The 11633-nt window shown below is 73.9% G+C and carries 12 protein-coding genes; 6 read left to right on the top strand and 6 right to left on the bottom strand.

Annotated elements, in window-relative coordinates:
- Nucleotides 1–228: 228 nt before the first annotated feature.
- A complete protein-coding gene (locus ACFQZY_RS07705; RefSeq protein WP_377414673.1) occupies nt 229–654 on the top strand; it encodes a hypothetical protein in 426 nt (141 codons plus the stop codon).
- On the opposite strand, the gene ACFQZY_RS07700 is transcribed toward ACFQZY_RS07705, so the two are convergent.
- Nucleotides 641–1627 (bottom strand): Bug family tripartite tricarboxylate transporter substrate binding protein, encoded by a 987-nt coding sequence (locus ACFQZY_RS07700; RefSeq protein WP_377414671.1) that lies wholly within the window; start codon nt 1625–1627, stop codon nt 641–643. The genes ACFQZY_RS07705 and ACFQZY_RS07700 overlap by 14 nt on opposite strands.
- A 110-nt stretch (nt 1628–1737) precedes the next feature.
- Between ACFQZY_RS07700 and ACFQZY_RS07695 the strand changes: the two genes are divergently transcribed.
- Complete coding sequence (locus tag ACFQZY_RS07695; RefSeq protein WP_377414668.1) at nt 1738–2841, top strand: FUSC family protein; 1104 nt, start codon at nt 1738–1740, stop codon at nt 2839–2841.
- A gap of 61 nt (nt 2842–2902) precedes the next feature.
- Here the strand turns inward: ACFQZY_RS07695 and dinG are convergent, their stop codons facing one another.
- Genes dinG through ACFQZY_RS07680 form a run of 3 tightly spaced genes read right to left on the bottom strand, consistent with a single transcriptional unit; the run spans nt 2903 to nt 6744 of the window.
- Entirely contained in the window at nt 2903–5041 is a 2139-nt protein-coding gene (gene dinG, locus ACFQZY_RS07690; RefSeq protein WP_377414666.1) for an ATP-dependent DNA helicase DinG, read from the bottom strand.
- Nucleotides 5042–5071: 30 nt separating this feature from the next.
- Nucleotides 5072–5788: a hypothetical protein gene (locus ACFQZY_RS07685; protein WP_377414664.1), complete on the bottom strand. Its 717-nt coding sequence runs from the start codon at nt 5786–5788 to the stop codon at nt 5072–5074.
- Nucleotides 5785–6744 carry a LysR family transcriptional regulator gene (locus ACFQZY_RS07680; RefSeq protein WP_377414662.1) on the bottom strand — a complete coding sequence of 320 codons (960 nt, stop codon included), beginning with the start codon at nt 6742–6744 and terminating at the stop codon, nt 5785–5787. The genes ACFQZY_RS07685 and ACFQZY_RS07680 overlap by 4 nt, the downstream gene beginning before the upstream one ends.
- Before the next feature lie 87 nt (nt 6745–6831).
- Here ACFQZY_RS07680 and ACFQZY_RS07675 point away from each other — a divergent pair, with 87 nt between their 5' ends.
- The 4 genes from ACFQZY_RS07675 to ACFQZY_RS07660 are packed head-to-tail and all read left to right on the top strand — an operon-like array spanning nt 6832 to nt 10193.
- Complete coding sequence (locus tag ACFQZY_RS07675; RefSeq protein WP_377414660.1) at nt 6832–7521, top strand: RraA family protein; 690 nt, start codon at nt 6832–6834, stop codon at nt 7519–7521.
- A gap of 33 nt (nt 7522–7554) precedes the next feature.
- On the top strand, nt 7555–8541 hold the full coding sequence (locus ACFQZY_RS07670; protein ID WP_377414657.1) for a Bug family tripartite tricarboxylate transporter substrate binding protein: 987 nt from the start codon (nt 7555–7557) through the stop codon (nt 8539–8541).
- A gap of 3 nt (nt 8542–8544) precedes the next feature.
- Complete coding sequence (locus tag ACFQZY_RS07665) at nt 8545–9216, top strand: RraA family protein (protein WP_377414655.1); 672 nt, start codon at nt 8545–8547, stop codon at nt 9214–9216.
- Nucleotides 9213–10193, top strand: a complete 981-nt coding sequence (locus ACFQZY_RS07660; protein WP_377414653.1) for a Bug family tripartite tricarboxylate transporter substrate binding protein — start codon at nt 9213–9215, stop codon at nt 10191–10193. The genes ACFQZY_RS07665 and ACFQZY_RS07660 overlap by 4 nt, the downstream gene beginning before the upstream one ends.
- A 48-nt stretch (nt 10194–10241) precedes the next feature.
- On the opposite strand, the gene ACFQZY_RS07655 is transcribed toward ACFQZY_RS07660, so the two are convergent.
- Both ACFQZY_RS07655 and ACFQZY_RS07650 read right to left on the bottom strand, forming a co-directional pair.
- The gene (locus ACFQZY_RS07655) at nt 10242–11210 is read right to left on the bottom strand and encodes a PA2778 family cysteine peptidase (RefSeq protein ID WP_377414651.1); all 969 of its coding nucleotides are present in this window, start codon (nt 11208–11210) and stop codon (nt 10242–10244) included.
- 7 nt (nt 11211–11217) lie between these two features.
- The gene (locus ACFQZY_RS07650) at nt 11218–11580 is read right to left on the bottom strand and encodes a PA2779 family protein (RefSeq protein ID WP_377414648.1); all 363 of its coding nucleotides are present in this window, start codon (nt 11578–11580) and stop codon (nt 11218–11220) included.
- Nucleotides 11581–11633: the final 53 nt, after the last annotated feature.

Raw genomic sequence — 11633 nt, 5'->3', positions numbered from 1 at the left:
CGCAGTGCGTCAACGCCGGCGGGGCGGACCGCCGGAGCCGCCGCAGCCGCCAGTCAGGCCCCCGGCGGCGTCCGCGGAAGTTGCCCCCAGCGCCTGTGGGCGAGGCTGTGGACAGTCCCAGGGAAAACCCTCGGAAGCCGCGCCGGTGCTGGGCTTCCACGCAATGCCTAAAAAACGGGCAGGCCGCGCCTGCGTCGGGCGGGCATCGCGGGAGGCCATACTCCGCCCATGATTCGAACCTGCGGGCGGGCCCTGGTGGCCTGGTGTGCGGTGCTGGCGCTGGCCTTCGTGAACGGTGCCCTGCGCGAGCTGGCGCTGGTCCCCGTCATGGGGCCGCGCGGTGCGCTGGTGGCCAGCGGCCTCGTCCTGTCGCTGGCGATCCTGGGCGTGGCGCTGGCCACGGTGCGGTGGATCGGCCCGGTCTCGGCCGGCCAGGCCCTGGCGGCGGGCAGCCTGTGGCTGGCAGCGACGCTGGCCTTCGAGTTCGGTTTCGGCGCGCTCGTGCAGCACCGCACGATGGGCGAGATGCTGGCCGCCTATTCGCCGGACGCCTGGCGCGCGGGGAACCTCTGGCTGGCCGTGCTGGGCGTCACCTGGGGGGCGCTGCCGCTGGCGTGGCGCGTGCGCCTCGCGGCCCCGCTCAATCCGGCCTGATCTTCCCCCGCACCACCACGTCCTTCCACCGCGCCTGCTCCTTCGCGATGAAGGCCGCGAACTGCGTGCCCGGCCCGCCGTCGACGACCGCGCTCTCCGCGGCGAAGCGCTCGGCCACCGCCGGCATGCGCAGGGCCTTGAAGCACTCGCGCTGCAGCCGCTCCAGGATCTCGGGCGGCGTGCGCGCGTGGGCCAGCATGCCGTACCACTGCACGGTCTCGAAGTCGGGGTAGCCCATCTCGGCCACCGTGGGCACGTCGGGCAGCACCGGCACGCGCTGGCGGGTGCCGGTGGCGATGCAGCGCAGGGCGCCGCTGCGAATGTGCTGCAGCAGCGCCGGCGTGCCCGCCGAGAACACCTGCAGCCTGCCCGCGAGCAGGTCGGTGAGGGCGGGGCCGGTGCCGCGGTAGGGAATGTGCGTCATGAAGGTGCCGGTCGCCAGCTTCAGGCACTCCATCGCCAGGTGGCCCGCGCTGGCGTTGCCCGCGGAGCCGTAATTGAGCTGCCCGGGCCGCGCCTTCGCATAGGCGATGAAGGACTTGAAGTCCTGCACCGGCACGTCGCGGTGCACGACGAACAGGCTGGGCACCTTGACCAGCAGCGTCACCGGCGCGAAGTCGCGGTTCACGTCGTAGCCGGTGTCCTTGAAGATCAGCGGGTTCACCGCCAGCGAGCCCACGTGGCCCAGGATCACGGTGCTGCCGTCGGCCGGCGACCGCGCCACGTCCTGCATGGCCGGGACGCCGCCGCCGCCGGCCTTGTTGTCCACCACCACCGGCACGCCCAGCTGCGACGTCAGTTCGGTGGCCACGGCGCGGCCCACGATGTCCGAGGTGCCGCCGGGCACGAAGGGCACGACGAAGCGGATGCCCTTGGCCGGCGGCCACGCGGCCTGGGCGCGCGCGGGCCAGGGCGCACCGGCGGCGAGGGCGGCGGCCCCCAGGGCCTGGAGGGTGGCGCGGCGAGTGGTCATGCGGCGGGCCGGCGCGGGCCGGGAAAGTTGCGTTGGCAGCGACTCTACGCGGCGCCCGCGCCGGGCGCCGCCGCGCAGGTGACACGCGAGGCCCGCCGATAATCCCGCGGATGAACCGCCTCCCTCGCCTGCGCGCCGCCCTCGGTCGGGCCCGGGGCGTGGTGGCGGCCGAGTGGCGCCACCTCACCACGCTCACGGCCAGCGAGCGCCCGCTGGCGATGCCGCTGGCCGCGGCCCTGGCCACCGGCCTGCCGATCTTCATCGGCGCGGCGGCGGGTCACCTCGGCAACGGCCTGGTCGCCTCGCTCGGCGGCCTGGTGTTCCTCTACCTGCCCGGCACCCCGCTGGCGCACCGCATGGCCTGGCTCATGGCCTGCGCCTTCGGCCTGGTGGCCTGCTACACCCTGGGGGTCCTGAGCCACCTGTATGCGCCGCTGACGCTGCCCCTGCTGACCCTGATCACCATCGCGGTGACCATGGTGTGCCGCTTCTACGCGGTGCCGCCGCCGGGCGGCCTGTTCTTCGTGATGGCGGCGGCCATCGGCGCCTACACGCCCAGCTCCCTGCGCGAGGCGCAAACGCACATCGGCCTGCTCACCATGGGTTGCGTGCTGGGCGTGGTCATCGCCTTCGCCTACAGCCTGCTGCGGCTGCGGCGCGCGCCGCCCGTGCCGGCGCCGCCGCTTCGGCCCGACTTCGATTTCGTGGTCGTCGACGCGGTGGTGATCGGCGCCTTCGTCGGCCTCTCGCTCGCCCTCGCGCAGCTGCTGCAGCTGCCCCGCCCCTACTGGGTGCCCGTGAGCTGCCTGTCGGTGATCCAGGGCGTCTCGCTGCGGGCGGTGTGGGTGCGGCAGTTCCACCGCATCCTTGGCACCGCGGCGGGCCTGGCGGTCTTCGGGGCGCTGGCCACGCTGTCGCTGGGGGACTGGGGCATCGCCGCCCTGCTGACCCTGCTGGCCTTCATCGTCGAGACCCTGGTGGTGCGCCACTACGGCCTGGCCGTGGTGTTCATCACGCCGATGACGATCCTGCTGGCCGAGGCCGCGCAGCTCGGGAGCCAGCCGCCCGAGGCGCTGATGATGGCGCGCCTGGTCGACACCGTGGTCGGCTGCGCGGTGGGCCTGGCCGGCGGCATGTGCCTGCACAACGCCCGCTTCCGTGCGGTGGTGGGCGCCGCGCTGCGCAAGGCGGTGCCGAGGTACTCCGGTCTCTGACGGCGAGGCCGCCTTCGCCTGCGGGTCCCCGGGGCCCCGCGGGCGGCGGCAGGGCGCCGCCTCAGCCCGCCGGCACCACCTCCACCGGGTAGGGCGGCAGCCCCGCCAGGATGCGGCGGCCGTAGGCCTGCTCGGTGATGCGCCGGTCGAAGATGGTGATGCGCGCGGTATCCGTCTCGGTGCGGATGCCGCGGCCGGTCCACTGCAGCAGGCGCACGCCGGTCTCGGGCACCACCAGGTCGGAGAAGGCGTTGCCGCCGTTGGCCTCGACGTAGTCGGCGCGGGCCTCGCCCACCGGGTCGTCCGGGCTGGCGAAGGGCAGCTTGGTGATCCACAGCTCGCGGCACAGGTCGCCGGGCAGGTCCAGCCCCTCGCCGAAGGAGGCCAGCCCCAGCAGCGCGCTGGGCTGGCCGGCGCGCACCCGGCGCGCGTGTTCCGCCACCAGCGCGCCGCGCGGGCGCGCGCCCTGCACCAGCACGCGGTCACGCAGGCGCTCGCCCAGCGCCTCGACGGCCTGGTCCAGGTGCCGGCGCGAGGTGAAGAGGGCCAGCCCGCCGCCCTGCAGGGCCTCGATCTCGCGGACCAGCAGGGCCACCACCTCGGCGTTGAAGGCGGCCAGGTCCTTGGGCGAGGCGCGCGTCTGGCGCACCACGATGCGGCCCTGGCGCGCGTAGTCGAAGGGGCTCTTCACCGCCAGCGAGGTCACCGCCGGGTCGCGCGAGAGGCCGGCCTCGGACAGGAAGAAGCCGAAGCTGCCGCAGCTGGTGATGGTGGCCGAGGTCAGCACCGCGCTGCGCACGCGGGACCACAGGTTCTGCCGCAGCAGGTCGCCGGGCAGGATGGGGCAGGCATGCAGCTTGATGCCCAGGAAGCTGCCGTCGGTGTCGACCGAGCACCACTTGGCGGTGCGGCGGGCGGCGTCGCCCTCGGCGAGCAGGCCCTCGGCCGCCTCGCGGGTGGCGGTGAGGTGCGGCGCGAAGCCACCCAGCGCCGCGAACATCGCGGTCAGGCGGGTGGCGCCGGGGTTGTCCCGCATGCGGCTTCGCAGCTCGGTGGCCAGGGCGTTGGCGGCATTCATCAGCGTGGCCGCGTGCGCGGCGACCTGCCGCAGCGGCTCGCGCAGCAGCTCCTGCACCTCGGCCTCGTCGAGCCGGCGCGCGCCGGTGGGCACCGGCTCGTCGCGGCCCAGGTGCTCCACCAGCACGCGGGCCAGCTCGGTGAGGGCGGTGCGCAGCTCGCGCGCGGCGGGCTCCACCGGCTGCGTGAGCGTGACCTCGAGTTCCGCCGCCACGCCGGCCAGGGCGCGCGGCGCCTTGTCCAGCCAGCGCAGCCGGCTCAGGTCCATGCTCGCGGCGAACTGCTCCACCGCCTTGCGGGGCAGGTGGTGGGCCTCGTCGATCACCAGCAGGCTGTCGGAGAGCTCGGGCAGCACGCGCGCGTTCATGCTGGCCAGGAGCAGGTCGTGGTTGGCGACGATCACGTCGGCATCGGCCAGCTTGCGGCGGGCGCGGTAGTAGGCGCATTCGTCGAAGTGCGCGCAGGCCTTGACCGTGCAGGTGTGGCGCTCGGCCGCCACCGGCGCCCAGTCCTCGGGCGGGGGCGGGGCGGGCAGGGTGTCGCGGTCGCCGTCCCAGCCGGCGGCGACGGCGTCGGCCAGGCCGCGGTAGAAGCGCACCCGGGCCTCGTGCGCGTCACCCGAGGGGGTGGGTGCGGGCGGGTCGTCGCCGAAGTCCAGCAGGTCCTGCGTGCCGGTCTCGATGAGGGCGTGGCGCAGCAGCTTGTCCTGGCAGACGTAGCGGCCGCGGCCCTTGGCCAGGGCGAAGGTGAAGCGCACCGGCGCCACGGCGGCGAGGGCGGGCAGGTCCTTCTCGAGCAGCTGCGACTGCAGGGCCACGGTGCTGGTGGAGATCACCAGCCGGGTGCCACGCGCCTTGGCAATCGCCGCACCGGCGCTGATGTAGGCCGCCGACTTGCCCACGCCGGTGCCGGCCTGGACCACGGCGATGGCGCAGTCCGGGTCGCCGGCCACCTCGCCCAGTTCGCCGCGCGCCAGCGTGCGCGCGACCTCCTGCGCCATGGCGCGCTGGCCCTCGCGGGCGCGAAAGCCCTCGAGCCGCCCGATGAGGCCGTCGTAGGCGGCCAGGCCCAGGGCCTCCCAATCCGATGCTTTTCCTGTCTCGATCACGCCCGAGTCTCTCATGGCGGCGGGGGCGCCCGGGCGTCGTCCGCCTCAGCCGTCCAGGTGCGGCAGCAGCGCCTTCGCGGCCTCGATCCGCAGGGCCATCTCCACCGCAGGGTCGTTCATCACCCGGCGCAGGAAGGCGCGCGGCGCCAGCGTCTCGCCCTCGCACGCCGTGGCCGTGGCCGTGGCGGGGCCGGCCAGTCCCGCCGCGGCGCCCGGGGCGGCCGCGGCCGGTGCCTGGCCGAGGCGCGCGAGCGCCTGCTCGAACCCGCGCAGCGGGATCGGCTCCAGACGCGAGAGCAGGTCGGCCTGGGCGTCGGGCCCGGCGGGCTGGTCGAGCCACGGCTCGTCGTCGAACAGGGGGGCGAGGTCGCGCGCCACGAAGGCGGACCAGCGGTCCGCGGCCACCGGCTGGGGCGGGAAGTCCGGCAGGGCGCTGGCGCCGGGTGACGGCGCGGCCCGCACGCGTGAAGCGGGCTGGCCGGCGAGGAAGCGGCGCCGCAGGCCCTCGAGGAAGGCCGCCGCCCGGCCCGCATCGACCGGCGCGGCCAGGGAGAACCACAGCTGCAGGCCCTCACCGCCCGTGACCGCGATGGCGGGCGCCGGCAGCTCCAGGTCGGCCTGCACCCCCTGCCACACCGGGGCGAGGCCGCTCCAGGCCTCCGGCCCGCCGAGTTCGAGCACCATCGCCCGGACCGAGCCCGCTGGCGCGGCGGGATCGTCCACGAGGTAGAGGCGGCGCAGTTCGGCTTGCAGTCGGTTCATCGTTCGTTCGTCTCGCGCGGGGTCGGCGCCGCCGACTCTACCGCCAACGGCGTCGCCCGGGCCGGCGCGGCCAGCTGCCCGCGCAGGATCGCCAGGAAGGCATCGGCCAGCGGGTTCGCGCTGCCGGTCTTGCGCACCGCGATCACCTTGCTGGCCGCGGCGATGCCGGTGAGCGGCAGGAAGCGGATGTCGGTGCGGTTGTTGGCCGCCACGCTGCGGCCCACCACCGTCGCCCCGAGGCCCGCCGCCACCAGGCCCAGGGCGGTGTGGATCTCCTTGGCCTCGTGGCCGATGCGGGGCATGGAGCCGGCGGCCTGCAGCGCCGCCAGCACCTGGCGCGAGAAGTGGCTGTTGGCGCTGCCGGGGTAGGTGATGAAGGGCAGGGCGTCGAGGTCCGCCGGGACCAGGGCCGCGCGCGCGGCCAGCGGGTGCTGCAGGGGCACGGCGGCCACCAGCGGGTCGTCGAACAGGTCGGCATAGGCGAGGTCCGGTTCGCGGGCGAACTCGCCGAGCACGCGCGCCACGCCCAGGTGGATCGCGCCGCTGCGCAGGCTCGCGGCCTGGTCCTCGGTGAGGATCTCGAGCAGCTCGATGCGCACGTCCGGGAAGGCGGCCTGCATCGCCCGCACCGCGTCCGGCAGTACCGAGAAGATCGTGGAGCGGGTGAAGCCGATGCTGAGCCACCCCAGCTTGCCCGCCGCCATGCCGCGCGCCTCGCGCTCCAGCCGGCTCGCCGCCGCCAGCAGCTCGCGCGCCTTGGGGTAGACGAACTCGCCCAGCGCGGTGAGCGCCATCGGGCGCGAACCGCGGTCGAACAGGGGGCCGCCCAGGGTGTCCTCCAGCTGCGCCAGCTGCATGCTGATCGCGGTGGGCGCGACGAACAGGCGCTGCGCCGCGGCCCGGGCATTGCCGGCTTCCACGATCTCGCAGAAGTAACGCAATTGCCTTAAGTTCAATTTGATTGATCCTATGTTCAGAAATCGGCGGTTGAATTCAGTTTAACGGCACAAGAAGATGGCGCCCGTGTTCCCCAACGCCCTCCCATGACCACCGACGACATCCTCCGGGCCGACTGGTTCCAGCAGGCCCGCCAGCTCTCCACCGCCGAAGTCTCCGACGCGCTCGACGCGCTCGGCCTGCCGGGCAGCGCACTGGGCATCCGTCCCATCGCCGGCCCGGCGCGCCTGTTCGGCCTGGCCTTCACCGTGCGCTTCGCGCCCATCGACCGCTTCAACCCCGGCACCGTGGGCGACTTCATCGACACCCTCGCGCCCGGCACGGTGGCCGTCCTGGACAACGGCGGCCGGCTCGACTGCACCGTGTGGGGCGGCATCCTCAGCCGCCTGGCCGCGCACAAGGGCCTCGCCGGCACGGTGGTCCACGGCGTGTGCCGCGACACCGCGGAGGCCGACGAGGCCGGCTACCCGCTCTATGCCAACGGCCGCTTCATGCGCACCGGCAAGGACCGGGTGCAGGTGGAGGCCTACGAGCAGCCGGTCATGCTCGGCGACGTGCGCGTGTGCCCCGGCGACCTCGTGGTGGGCGACGCGGACGGCGTGGTCGTGGTGCCGCGCCAGCGCCTGCAGGAGGTGCTGACCCGCGCGCTCGCCACGCGCGCGGTGGAGGACCGGATCCTGCAGGCCGCCCTCGAGGGCCTGCCGCTCACCGAGGCCCGCAAGAAGTTCAAGTACCACACGCTGCAGCGCGCCGAGGCCTCCCCGCTGGGGGCCTGAGGCGCGCGCGACCGACGCCAGGAGACATTTCCCATGAAGACCCCGCGTACCCTGTCCTCGCTTCCCGCGCTCTGCGCCGGCCTGCTGCTGGCCCTGGCCGCTACCGGCGCCGCCGCCCAGTCGGCCTACCCGTGTGCCACCGTGAAGCTGATCTCGCCGTACCCGCCGGGCGGCACCACCGACATCCTGGCCCGCCTGGTGCAGCCGGGCCTGGCCCGCGAGCTGGGCACCACGGTGATCGTGGAGAACAAGGCCGGCGCCAGCAGCAACATCGGCACCGAGTTCGTGGCCACGTCCGCGCCCGACGGCTGCACCCTCCTGCTTGGCAACAACACCGGCGTGGTGATCAACCGCAACCTGTACAAGCTGCGGGTGGACCCGGTGCAGGGGCTGGCCCCCGTCGGCGCCGTGGCCTCGGTGCCGCTGGTGCTGTACGTCAACGCCGGCGTGCCCGCCGCCAACCTGGGCCAGCTGGTGGACCTGGCGCGCAAGAGCCCCGGCAAGTTCAGCTACGCCTCCGGCGGCAGCGGCAGCCCGCAGCACCTCATGGGCGAACTCCTCAAGCTCGAGAAAGGGCTGGACATCACCCACATCCCGTACAAGGGCCAGGGCCCGGCGATGCAGGACGTGGTCGCCGGCCAGGTGCAGATGGCGTTCGAGACGACCACGGTCATCGCGCCGCAGGTGGCCTCGGGCCGCGTGCGCGCGCTGGCCACCACCGGCGCGGTGCGCTCCAAGGTCATGCCCGACGTGCCGACGATGAAGGAGCTGGGCATGCCCGACTTCGTCACCGAGAACTGGTACGGCGTGTTCGCCGCCGCCAAGACGCCGCCGGCCCTGGTGCAGCGGCTGAACGCGGCCCTGAACAAGGTGATCGATGGCAAGGACGTCCAGGCCACCCTCGACAAGATGGGGTCCAGCGACGTCAACGGCACGCCCGACGCCTTCTCGAAATTCATCGCGCGCGAGCTGCCCCTGTGGGAGACCGTCGTGAAGCGCTCCGGCGCCAAGGTAGACTGAACCATGACCCTTTTCACCGGCATCATCATCCAGCCCCGCGTCGACGGCGACACGGTGGCCGTGGAGGCCCTGCGCGGCCTGCCCACCTCCGTCATCGGCGACGTCATGGGCGGCCGCCTGGTCGGCACCACCGCACTGCGCCCCATCAACCGCTCGCCGGTCTCCACCTGCGGCAACGCCCTCACCGTGCGCGTGCGCGCCGGCGACAACCTCCTGATCCACAAGGCGCTCGACATGCTCGAGCCCGGCGACGTGCTGGTCGTCGACGGCGAGGGCGACACCTCGCGCGCCCTGGTCGGCGAGATCATGATGACCTCGGCGCGGGTGCGCCGCGCGGTGGCCTTCGTCATGGACGGCGCCATCCGCGACGCCGACGCCTTCGAGCAGCACCAGTTCCCGTGCTGGGCCCGCGGCATCAGCCTGCGCGGGCCCTACAAGGAGGGCCCCGGCAGCATCAACGTGCCGGTGACCATCGGCGGCATGCTGGTGAACCCCGGCGACATCATCGTCGGCGACGGCGACGGCATCATCGCCGTGCCGCGCGCGGTGGCCGCCGAGGTGGCGCGCCTGGCCCAGGCCAAGGTCGCCCACGAGCAGGAAACCATCGCCGCCATCCTGGGCGGCACGTACTCGTCGGCCTGGGTCGACGCCGCGATCTCGCAGAAAGACAAATGAACGCGCACTCCCTGAAGCTCTCGCGCCGCGGCGCGATCGTCGGCGCCGCACTGGCGCTCTCCTGCGGCCTCGCCGCGGCCGCCTGGCCTAGCGACAACCGCCCGGTGAAGATCCTCGTGCCCTGGCCCACCGGCGGCGCCACCGACCAGGTGGCCCGCATGCTGTCGCAGCCGCTGTCGCAGGCCCTGGGCGTGCCGGTGGTGGTGGAGAACAAGGCCGGCGCCGGCGGCGTGCTCGGCACGCAGCAGTTCGTCAAGGAGAAGGCCGACGGCCACACCATCCTCCTGGCCACCAGCTCGACCAACGCCGCCGCGCCGCACCTCTACGCGAAGCTGGGCTACGACCCGGTGACCGACTTCACCCCGGTGGTCTCGCTGTGCGAGATCCCCAACGTGATGGTGGTGCCCGCCAAGTCCCCCTGGGCCTCGCTGAAGGACCTGGTGGCCGCCGCGAAGAAGGAGCCGGGCAAGTACACCTATGGCTCGGCCGGCATCGGCGGCTCGCAGCACCTGGCGGGCGCGCAGTTCAAGACGGCCTCGGGCGTGGACGTGCGCCACGTGCCGTACAAGGGCAGCGGCCCGGCCGCCCAGGACCTCATCGCCGGCCACATCGACATGATGATCGACACCGGTTCGCTGGGCAGCATCCGCGGCGGCCTGCTGCGGCCGCTGGCGGTGGCCTCCGACAAGCGCCTGCCGGCGCTGCCGGACGTGCCCACCTTCAAGGAGGCTGGCACGCCCATGATCGCCTCCGCCTGGTACGGCCTGATGCTGCCGGCCAACGCGCCGGCCGACGCCGTGGCGCGCCTGAACGCCGAGGTGAACAAGATCCTGCGCAACCCGGAGATCAACGCCAAGCTGACCGGCATGGGCGCGATCGTCCTGGGCGGCACGGCGCAGGAGTTCGGCCGCTTCTCCGTGGCCGAGATCAAGCGCTACGAAGGCATCGTGCGCGACTCGGGCGCGCCGAAGGAGTAAGCGGCCCGCCCGCGCTGTCCGCGCGGGCCGGGGCGCTCGCGCCGGCGCTCACCGGGACGAGGGTGCGCCGGCGGCCTCGATCCGACCGAGGGTGGCGGCGTAGCGGTCCGCGCGCGGACCGCCCAGGGCCACCGCGCGCCGGGCCGCCTGCAGGGCCGGGTCGCGCTCGCCCTGCTCGAACAGCACCTGCGCCAGGTTGTTCCAGGCATCCCCGGCCTCGGGGTGCTCCCGGGTGGCGCGGGCATAGTGCTCGCGGGCCTGCCCGAGCTGCCGCTGCCGGTAGGCCGCATTGCCCAGCGCCAGCCGTGCGAGCAGGTTGCGGGGCCATGCCGCCAGCGCCGTCTCGTAGGCGCGCGGTCCCAGGGCCGGCGCCACGCGCTCGAAGTTCGCGGCGGCCGAAACCCATTCCGCCTCCCGCGCGCTGGCGGGCAGGCGATCGGGCGGCAGGGCCACGAAGGCCCAGCGGTCCGCCAGCGCCCAGCTGCGGTCGAATTCATTGAGCGGCATCACCAGCCGCCGCACCGTGCCGGAACGCAGGGTGACGGTGCCCTCGGCCAGGTCGACGCCCACCACCACCGCGTAGTGCCATTGCGGCAGCAGGCGCCAGCGCAGGTTCTGCAGCACCACGACGGGATGGCCTGCCGCCAGCTCGCGCACCAGGTCGGCCGGCTCGCCGCGCAGCACGTAGGGCACGGCGCCGGAGCGGCGCGCGCCCGCCAGCATCTCCACCTGCAGGCTGCCTTGCCGCTGCGGCAGGTAGACCTGCTCCACCAGTTCCTCCGGCGTGCGGGCGATGCCCGCGGCCTGGAGCACGGTGGCGAGCGCGGCGGGGCCGCACTGGTAATCCTCCTGGGGGAAGAAGGGCACGTCGGTGAGTTCGACGCGGGCCGGCCGGCCGGCCGGCAGCGGGCCCAGGCCGGCGCGGTAGTCGGGTACGGGAAGCGAGGCGCACCCCGCGAGGGCGAGCAGGGCGCCGGCAGCCGCGAGCAGCCGGCGGCGCCCGGTGATCACGGTCACCGGCGGGTCACAGGGCGATGGCGACCAGGATGGCGATCAGCAGGATCAGGATCAGGTCCTGGTTGCTCAGGTTGCCGCCGGCGGGCATGGCGTCGATGCGCTGGGCCAGCGCATGGACCTCGGCCTCGCTCAGGGCGTTCACCCGGTCCTGGGCGGCCAGGCCGCCGAGGCCCATGGCCTCGAAGCGCTCCTTGACGGTGGCGCGCTCGACGAAGGCGCGCACCTTGGCGCGGTCCTGCTCGGCCTGGTTCTGGCTGGCGAGGGTCTCGGTGTCGACGATCTCGGCGCGGGCCAGCGGGGCCTGCGCCACCAGGGCCGCCGACAGGATGACGGCGAGCAGGCGCGAGAGGTGGAGGCGTGTGTTCTTCATGGTGTGGGACTCCTTGGGTCAACAGCAATCGTAGGCAGGCCGCGGGCCTGCCC

The organism is Ramlibacter sp. GCM10027632 (assembly GCF_042675325.1).
GTDB lineage: Bacteria > Pseudomonadota > Gammaproteobacteria > Burkholderiales > Burkholderiaceae_C > Ramlibacter.
Note: the sequence above shows the minus strand (reverse complement) of the source record. Positions and strands in the feature narration are given on the sequence as shown.

Excerpts from the sequence above, each read along its gene's own strand:
- ACFQZY_RS07670 (WP_377414657.1), top strand. The coding sequence starts at position 7,555 with ATGAAGACCCCGCGTACCCTGTCCTCGCTTCCCGCGCTCTGCGCCGGC.
- ACFQZY_RS07660 (WP_377414653.1), top strand. The coding sequence starts at position 9,213 with ATGAACGCGCACTCCCTGAAGCTCTCGCGCCGCGGCGCGATCGTCGGC.
- ACFQZY_RS07685 (WP_377414664.1), bottom strand. The coding sequence starts at position 5,788 with ATGAACCGACTGCAAGCCGAACTGCGCCGCCTCTACCTCGTGGACGAT.
- ACFQZY_RS07700 (WP_377414671.1), bottom strand. The coding sequence starts at position 1,627 with ATGACCACTCGCCGCGCCACCCTCCAGGCCCTGGGGGCCGCCGCCCTC.
- ACFQZY_RS07705 (WP_377414673.1), top strand. The coding sequence starts at position 229 with ATGATTCGAACCTGCGGGCGGGCCCTGGTGGCCTGGTGTGCGGTGCTG.
- dinG (WP_377414666.1), bottom strand. The coding sequence starts at position 5,041 with ATGAGAGACTCGGGCGTGATCGAGACAGGAAAAGCATCGGATTGGGAG.
- ACFQZY_RS07695 (WP_377414668.1), top strand. The coding sequence starts at position 1,738 with ATGAACCGCCTCCCTCGCCTGCGCGCCGCCCTCGGTCGGGCCCGGGGC.
- ACFQZY_RS07675 (WP_377414660.1), top strand. The coding sequence starts at position 6,832 with ATGACCACCGACGACATCCTCCGGGCCGACTGGTTCCAGCAGGCCCGC.
- ACFQZY_RS07665 (WP_377414655.1), top strand. The coding sequence starts at position 8,545 with ATGACCCTTTTCACCGGCATCATCATCCAGCCCCGCGTCGACGGCGAC.
- ACFQZY_RS07650 (WP_377414648.1), bottom strand. The coding sequence starts at position 11,580 with ATGAAGAACACACGCCTCCACCTCTCGCGCCTGCTCGCCGTCATCCTG.